7 protein-coding genes are annotated in these 7,906 nt (G+C 74.2%); 5 read left to right on the top strand and 2 right to left on the bottom strand.

Annotation, left to right across the window (positions count from 1 at the left end; all coding sequences use genetic code 11):
- Positions 1 to 469 precede the first annotated feature (469 nt).
- Positions 470 to 922, top strand: coding sequence for a GNAT family N-acetyltransferase (locus PV350_RS41975; protein WP_499510900.1), 453 nt, complete (start codon positions 470 to 472; stop codon positions 920 to 922).
- 5 nt (positions 923 to 927) lie between these two features.
- On the opposite strand, the gene PV350_RS41970 is transcribed toward PV350_RS41975, so the two are convergent.
- Positions 928 to 1,623: a gamma-glutamyl-gamma-aminobutyrate hydrolase family protein gene (locus tag PV350_RS41970; protein ID WP_499510899.1), complete on the bottom strand. Its 696-nt coding sequence runs from the start codon at positions 1,621 to 1,623 to the stop codon at positions 928 to 930.
- A gap of 105 nt (positions 1,624 to 1,728) precedes the next feature.
- Between PV350_RS41970 and PV350_RS41965 the strand changes: the two genes are divergently transcribed.
- Genes PV350_RS41965 through PV350_RS41950 form a run of 4 tightly spaced genes read left to right on the top strand, consistent with a single transcriptional unit; the run spans position 1,729 to position 6,303 of the window.
- The gene (locus PV350_RS41965) at positions 1,729 to 3,105 is read left to right on the top strand and encodes a glutamine synthetase family protein (protein WP_500338653.1); all 1,377 of its coding nucleotides are present in this window, start codon (positions 1,729 to 1,731) and stop codon (positions 3,103 to 3,105) included.
- 8 nt (positions 3,106 to 3,113) lie between these two features.
- Entirely contained in the window at positions 3,114 to 4,499 is a 1,386-nt protein-coding gene (locus PV350_RS41960; protein ID WP_499510897.1) for an aldehyde dehydrogenase family protein, read from the top strand.
- An 8-nt stretch (positions 4,500 to 4,507) separates the two neighbouring features.
- Positions 4,508 to 5,296, top strand: a complete 789-nt coding sequence (locus tag PV350_RS41955) for an SDR family oxidoreductase (protein ID WP_499510896.1) — start codon at positions 4,508 to 4,510, stop codon at positions 5,294 to 5,296.
- A 53-nt stretch (positions 5,297 to 5,349) separates the two neighbouring features.
- On the top strand, positions 5,350 to 6,303 hold the full coding sequence (locus PV350_RS41950; protein WP_500338655.1) for a DUF2510 domain-containing protein: 954 nt from the start codon (positions 5,350 to 5,352) through the stop codon (positions 6,301 to 6,303).
- 71 nt (positions 6,304 to 6,374) lie between these two features.
- Here the strand turns inward: PV350_RS41950 and PV350_RS41945 are convergent, their stop codons facing one another.
- A complete protein-coding gene (locus tag PV350_RS41945) occupies positions 6,375 to 7,577 on the bottom strand; it encodes an amino acid deaminase/aldolase (protein ID WP_500338651.1) in 1,203 nt (400 codons plus the stop codon).
- Between the last annotated feature and the right edge of the window lie 329 nt (positions 7,578 to 7,906).

The following is a 7,906-nucleotide window of genomic DNA, read 5'->3' as shown; positions in this document are numbered from 1 at the left end:
TCCCTCCCCCAGCCTTCGGCCGGGGGGATCCCCATGGGGGCACCCCGCCACACCCCCTCCTGTCGTAGGGGCGGCTGACCGGCCGGTGGGGGTTCAGAGAGCGGTCCGGGGTTGCCGCAGGTGCCTACTTACCCCCCACCGGCCGTCATGCGCCCCAACCGGCGTGAGGGGGTGTGGCGGGGTGCGCCCGGAAGCGACGAGCGGCGGACCCGGCGTCGAACGATGTGGGCGTATACCGCGAGCGCTGAGGACGTGCGCCGGCGCGGCCCCGACCCAGGCACACGGTGGGCAGGCCCGCACTGACCGCGCCGGGCAATCGGGAGGGCGGCGGGGAAACCGCCCGCCGCAGGCGCAACGCACCCGCACACAACCACCGGGCAGCCCGGCGCAGCCGCCCGCAGGCGCACACAACCCGCACACAACAACCGGCCCCAAGGGGCACCCCCCGCACAACATCTACGCTGCACGCATGAGCGACCCCCACTTCCGCCCCGTCACCCGCGACGACATCCCCGCCGTCGTGGCGATGTTCGCCGACGACGGCCTCGGCCGCGGCCGCGAGACCCCGGACGACCTGGAGCCCTACTACGCGGCGTTCGAACGCGTCGTCGCCGACCCCGGCCAGCACGTGGTCGTCGTCGAGCGGGACGGCACCCTCGTCGGGGTGCTGCAGCTCTCGGTGATACCGGGGCTGTCACGGCGCGGCACGACGCGCTCCGTCATCGAGGCGGTCCGCGTGCACCGCGACGCCCGCGGCGGCGGCCTGGGGACGCTGATGATCGAGTGGGCGGTCGAGGAGTCCCGCCGCCTGGGGTGCACGCTGGTGCAGCTGACCTCGGACCGGGCCCGCGCCGACGCGCACCGCTTCTACGAGCGCCTCGGCTTCACCGCCTCGCACGTCGGCTTCAAGCTGCAGCTCTGACCGCCTCAAGCTGCAGCCCTGACCGCCGCGGCGACCAGCGCCCGCATCACCCGTTCGTCCTCGTCCATCTCGGGGTGCCACTGCACCCCCAGCACGAAGCGGTCGCCCGGCAGCTCCACGGCCTCCGGCGTGCCGTCCTCGGCGTGGGCGCCGACCACCAGCCCGCGGCCCAGGGTGTCCACCGCCTGGTGGTGGTACGTGGGCACCGTCATGGCCTCCGGCACCGCCTCCGCGTAGCGCGTGCCGGGGACGGGCTTGACGGTGTGGCCGCCGAACGCGCCAACCCGGGGGCCGCGGTGACCGTCGATGTGCTGCACGAGCGTGCCGCCGAGGGCGACGTTGAGCAGTTGCATGCCCCGGCAGATGCCCAGCAGGGGCACCCCGGCGGCGAGGGCGGCGTCGAGGAGGGCGAGCTCCCAGGCGTCCCGCTCCCGCGCGGGCGGGTCGGTGCGCGGGTCGGGCTCGGCGCCGTACCGGGCGGGCTCGACGTCCGGGCCGCCCGCGATCACCAGCCCGTCCAGCCGGGCCACGGCGTCCGCGGCGTGGGCGGGGTCGTCCGGCGGGAGCAGCGCGGCGAGGCCGCCGGAACGCCGTACGAGCAGCGGGTACCCGGCGGGGAGCAGGGCGGCGGGCAGGTCCCAGCCGCCCCAGCGGGCCGAGTCGACCCAGTAGGTGCTGACACCGATCAGCGGACGGGCCACGGGAGCCTCCCTGCGACGCGCGGAATTCTTCTTGCACCGTACCCAACTGGGCCCCGGGCCCGTACTTTTGGATCACCTGTCGGCCGGTAGGAGAGGTGATCACCCGTGGTGCACCGAACAGCCCCGCTCAGCACCGACGACCTGCGACGACGTGTCGACTCCGGAGAGATCGACACGGTGGTCGTCGCCTTCACCGACATGCAGGGCCGGCTGCAGGGCAAGCGCTTCGCCGCACGGCACTTCCTCGACGACGTCCTGGAGCACGGCACCGAGGGGTGCAACTACCTGCTCGCCGTCGACGCCGACATGAACACCGTGGACGGCTACGCCCTGTCCTCCTGGGAACGGGGCTACGGCGACTTCGCCATGCACCCCGACCTCGGCACCCTGCGGATCACCCCCTGGGACGCCGCCACCGCGCTCGTCGTCGCCGACCTGCGGCTGCTGGACCACGGCTCCACGCCGGTGGCCCCCTCGCCCCGGCAGATCCTGCGTCGCCAGACCAAGCGGCTCGCCGAGCGCGGCTGGTCGGCGTACGCGGGTACGGAGCTGGAGTTCATCGTCTTCAAGGACACCTACGAGCAGGCCTGGACGAACGGCTACCGCGACCTGACCCCCGCCAACCAGTACAACGTCGACTACTCCCTGCTCGGCACCGGCCGCGTGGAGCCGCTGCTGCGCCGCATCCGCAACGAGATGGGCGCCGCCGGGATGCGCGTGGAGTCCGCCAAGGGCGAGTGCAACCTCGGCCAGCACGAGATCGCCTTCCGCTACGACGAGGCCCTGGTCACCTGCGACCAGCACAGCGTCTACAAGACCGGCGCCAAGTCGATCGCCGCGCAGGAGGGGTACTCCCTCACCTTCATGGCGAAGTACAACGAACGCGAGGGCAACTCCTGCCACATCCACCTCTCGCTGCGCGACGAGGACGGGCGGCCGGTCTTCGCGGGCGACGAGCCGGGCGGCATGTCGGAGACGATGCGGCACTTCCTGGCCGGGCAGCTCGCCGCGCTGCGCGACTTCTCCCTGCTGTACGCGCCCAACATCAACTCCTACAAGCGGTTCCGGCCCGGCTCCTTCGCCCCCACCGCCGTCGCCTGGGGCCCCGACAACCGCACCTGCGCCCTGCGCGTGGTCGGGCACTCCCCGTCCGCGCTGCGCCTGGAGAACCGTGTGCCGGGCGGTGACGTCAACCCCTACCTCGCCGTCGCCGGGATGATCGCCGCCGGCCTGCACGGCGTGGAGCAGAAGCTCACCCTCCCCGAGCCCGTCACGGGCAACGCCTACGCCAGCGACGGGGTGGCGCACGTGCCGGCCACGCTGCGCGAGGCCGCCGAGCTGTGGGAGGCCAGCCCGATCGCCCGGGCGGCCTTCGGCGACGAGGTCGTCGAGCACTACCTGAACATGGCCCGCGTCGAGCAGGACGCGTACGACACCGCCGTGACCGACTGGGAGCGCTACCGCTCCTTCGAACGCATGTGAGGCAGCGAGTGCCCGAAGCACCCGAACCGCTCGAAGCGCTGGACGTGCTCAACCCGGCCACCGAGGAGGTGATCGCCACCGTCCCCGCGGCCCGCCGGGAGGACGTCGACGCCGCCGTCACCCGCGCGGCCCGCGCCCAGACCGCCTGGGCGGCCCTGGCCCCGGCCGACCGCGCGCGGCTGCTGCGGCGTTTCGCGGCCGTGGTCGACGCGCACGTGGAGGAACTGGCCGCCCTGGAGGTGCGGGAGGCGGGCCACACGGTGGGCAACGCCCGCTGGGAGGCCGGCAACGTCCGCGACCTGCTCGACTACGCGGCGGGCGGCGTCGAGCGGCTCAGCGGCCGGCAGATCCCGGTGCCCGGTGGCATCGACGTCACCTTCCTGGAACCGCTCGGCGTCGTCGGTGTCATCGCGCCCTGGAACTTCCCCATGCCCATCGCCGCCTGGGGGACCGCACCGGCGCTCGCGGCGGGCAACGCGGTGATCCTCAAGCCCGCCGAGACCACCCCGCTGACCGCGCTGCGCCTGGCGGACCTGGCGCTGGAGGCGGGACTGCCCGAGCACCTCTTCCAGGTGCTGCCCGGCCGGGGCCCGGTCGCGGGGGCGGCCCTGGTCGAGCACCCGGGCGTCGCGAAGATCGTCTTCACCGGGTCGACCCGCGTCGGCAAGCAGATCATGGCCACGTGCGCCGGCACGCTCAAGCGGCTCACCCTGGAGCTCGGCGGCAAGTCGCCGAACATCGTCTTCGCCGACGCGGACCTCGAGAAGGCCGCGGCGACCGCCCCGATGGCCTTCCTCGACAACGCCGGGCAGGACTGCTGCGCCCGCACCCGGATCCTGGTCCAGCGCCAGGTGTACGACCGCTTCATGGAACTGCTGGAGCCCGCCGTCCTGGCCGTCGGGGTCGGCGACCCGGCTGATCCGGCCACCGGCATGGGCCCGCTCATCTCCGCCGCGCAGCGCGACCGGGTCCGCGTCCACGTCGCCCCCGACGCGCCCGTCGCGATCCGCGGCACGGCCCCGGAGGGCAAGGGCTTCTGGTACCCGCCGACCGTGCTGACCCCCGCCGACCCGGCCGAGCGCGTCGCGGTGGAGGAGGTCTTCGGCCCGGTGGCCGTCGTGCTGCCCTTCGAGGACGAGGCCGACGCGCTTCGCCTGGCCAACGCCACCCCGTACGGCCTGTCGGGCTCGATCTGGACCCGGGACGTCGGCCGCGCCCTGCGACTGGCCCGGGGCACCGCCGCCGGCAACCTGTCGGTGAACTCCCACAGCTCGGTGCGCTACTGGACACCGTTCGGCGGGTTCAAGCAGTCGGGGCTCGGGCGTGAGCTCGGCCCGGACGCGCTGGCCGCCTTCACCGAGACCAAGAACGTCTTCATCAGCACGGAGGAGTGATCCCGGCAATGACGGAAGCAGAAGCAGTGGTGTGCCGCCGCCTGGTGGGCCGGACGGCGGTGGTCACCGGCGCCGGCAGCGGCATCGGGCTCGCCTCGGCGCGCCGGCTGGCCTCCGAGGGCGCGCACGTGGTGTGCGCCGACATCGACGAGGCCGCGGGCAAGGCGGCCGCCGAGGAGGTCGGCGGGCTGTTCGTCGAGGTCGACGTCACCGACGCCGGGCAGGTGGAGGCGCTGTTCAAGGCGGCGTACGACACCTACGGCTCGGTCGACGTCGCCTTCAACAACGCCGGAATCTCGCCCCCCGACGACGACTCGATCCTCACCACCGGCATCGACGCCTGGCGCCGCGTCCAGGAGGTCAACCTCACGTCGGTGTACCTGTGCTGCAAGGCGGCGCTGCCGTACATGCAGCGCCAGGGCAAGGGCTCGATCATCAACACCGCGAGCTTCGTGGCCGTCATGGGTGCGGCGACCTCGCAGATCTCGTACACCGCCTCCAAGGGCGGCGTGCTGGCGATGTCCCGCGAGCTGGGCGTGCAGTTCGCACGGGAGGGCATCCGGGTCAACGCGCTGTGCCCGGGACCGGTCAACACCCCGCTGCTGCGGGAGCTGTTCGCCAAGGACCCGGAGCGCGCCGCGCGCCGCCTGGTGCACATCCCGGTGGGCCGCTTCGCGGAGGCGGAGGAGATCGCCGCCGCCGTGGCCTTCCTCGCCAGCGACGACGCGTCCTTCATCACCGGAGCGGAGTTCCTGGTGGACGGGGGCATCGCGGGGGCGTACGTGACCCCTCTGTGACCGGGTGACTGACGGGAATCTTAAGGGCCGGGCCTTAAGGTGACGCCGTGACCATGACGACCCCGCCCGGCTGGTACCCAGAGCCCGGGCAGACAGGCAACGGGCCCGCTCTGGAGCGCTGGTGGGACGGGACCGCGTGGACCGAGTACACCCGCACGGCCCCGCCCCCCGTCCCGGCGTTCGGCGCCGGGGCGCCGGGCCATTCGCAGTACCCCGGCTACCCCGGCGCGTTCCCCGCCGCCCCCCGCAAGCGGCGCGGCGGTCTGATAGCGATCGCCGTCGTCGCCGCGGTCGTGGTGGCCGGCGCGGTGATCGGAGGCGTCGTCGCCCTCGGCAGGAGCGGCGGCGACAGCGCGGACTCCGCCCGGCCCGCCCCCTCGTTCACGGCCCCCGGGCAGGGCCCGGAGGGCGACGACGGCGGCCCGGGCGGTGGGGGTCCGGACGGCGGCGGCCCGCAGGACGTGCCCAAGAGCGAGCCCGGCTTCGCCCTGGACGCCGTCGACGGCGTCAGCCTGCCCGTGCCCGACGGCTGGACCGGCTCCACCAGCCGGTACGGGCTCGCGGAGCTCAGCGTGGGCGAGTACGCCTGCCCCGGCGACGCCTCGAGCACCTGCCTGCGCGGCGGTGTCTTCTCCATGCCCGCCTCGTCGGTGAAGCTGAAGTCCACCACCGCCGAGGCCGCGGCCAAGGAGGACATCGCCGGCAACGCCGAGGGGGCCTACGGCGGCAAGGTCTACGGCGACATCACCTCGCACACGCAGTTGCTGTCGAAGAAGGTCACGGTCGCCGGCGAGCAGGGCTACCTGGTGCGCTGGAAGGTCGTCACCGAGAGGGGCGACGACGGCTACGTCCAGTCGCTGGTGTTCCCCTCGCCGTCGGACCCCGACCGGCTCGTCCTGGTCCGCTACGGCTTCGACGTCAACCCCAAGGCGCCCGGCCTCGCCGTGATGGACGAGATCACCAAGGGCATCAAGGCCTCGGGCTCCGGCGGCGGCACCGGCGTGTGACCGCCCCCGCGCGCGGGCGCCCCGGTCCGGTCCGTCCGGCCGGGGCGTCCGGGCGTCCGGGCGTCCGGGTGTCACAGGAACGTCTTGCCCTCGCCGCGGTACGTCGGCACCGCCCGTACCACCCGGTCGCCCTCGATCAGCTGCAGCGTGTCGAAGCGCTCGCACAGCTCGCCCGCCTTGGCGTGCCGGAACCACACCTTGTCGCCGATCAGCAGGTCGTCGGCGGGCGTCCCGATCAGCGGCGTCTGCACCTCGCCCGGCCCCTCCTGGGGGTCGTAGCGCAGCCCCTGCGGCAGGTGGGGCACCGGCAGCCGGTCCCGGCCCGCCGCGCCCGATGCCGGGTAGCCGCCGCCGAGGACGGTGACGACGCCCACCCCCGGGCGGCGCACCACGGGCTGCGCGAACAGCGCCGCCGGACGGCCCCGGAAGGAGGTGTAGTTGTCGAACAGCCGCGGCACGTACAGGCCCGACCCGGCGGCGATCTCCGTCACCGCGTCCTCGGCGGCCGTGCTCTGCACGCTGCCCGTCCCGCCGCCGTTGACGAACTCCAGCCCGGGCGCCACCTCCCGCACCGCCCGGACGACCTCCGCGCGCCGCGCCGCCAGCTCCCGGCGTGCCGTCGCCTGCATCAGCCGCACCGCGCGCGAACGCAGCGGCCGGCCGCCGACCGAGTCGCCGACGCCGGCCACATGGCCCTCGTACGCCATGATCCCCACCAGCCTGAACCCGGGCCGCCGGGACACCTCGCTGGCCAGCGCGGCCATCTGCTCGGGCTGGTGGAGCGGGGAGCGCAGCGCCCCGATGCGGAGCCGGCCCCCCAGCATCTTCAGCGAGGTGTCCAGCTCCAGGCAGACCCGGACGATCTCGGAGCCGCCCGCGCGCGAGGAGTCGATGAGGTCGAGCTGCGCCGCGTCGTCGACCATGACGGTCACCGCGGCCGCCAGCTTCGGGTCCGCGGCCAGCTCCGCGTAGCCGGAACGATCCGCCGACGGGTACGCCAGCAGGACGTCGTCGAAGCCCGACCGCGCCAGCCACAGCGACTCGGCGAGGGTGAAGGACATGATCCCCTCGAAGCCGTCCCGCTCCAGCACCCGTTCCAGGAGCGCGCGGCAGCGGACCGACTTGGACGCCACCCGGATCGGCTTGCCGCCCGCCCTGCGGACCAGGTCGTCCGCGTTGGCGTCGAACGCCTCCAGGTCCACGATCGCCACCGGCGCGTCGAGGTGGGCGGTGGCCCGGTCGTACCGGGCGCGAGCTGCTCCGCGATCAGACATGCGCGAAGCTTGCCAGAATGCCCCTACCGAGCGGTAGGGGCAAGTGATCCGTACTGACGCGTCGTGACGTCGCCGCGCCCAGTAGAGTGACGCCGCAGTCCATCGTGTGAACGGGCCGACCGCCGTGCGGCCGTGAGGGGGCACCGGGTGAGCGCCGGTTTCGACAGCGGGGGAGCGACCCCCCGGCCGAGCTGGTCCCCTCCGCGCCCCATACCGCCGCCCCCGGGCACCGCCCCGCACACCTCCGCCCCGGCCCCCTGGGCCGCCCCCGCCCCCCCCGGCCGGGCCCCCGCCCCGTTGGCCGCCCCGGGCCCCCCCCGCCCCCGGCG

Source organism: Streptomyces sp. PA03-6a, assembly GCF_033792765.1.
Classification (GTDB): Bacteria; Actinomycetota; Actinomycetes; order Streptomycetales; family Streptomycetaceae; genus Actinacidiphila.
Note: the sequence above shows the minus strand (reverse complement) of the source record. Positions and strands in the feature narration are given on the sequence as shown.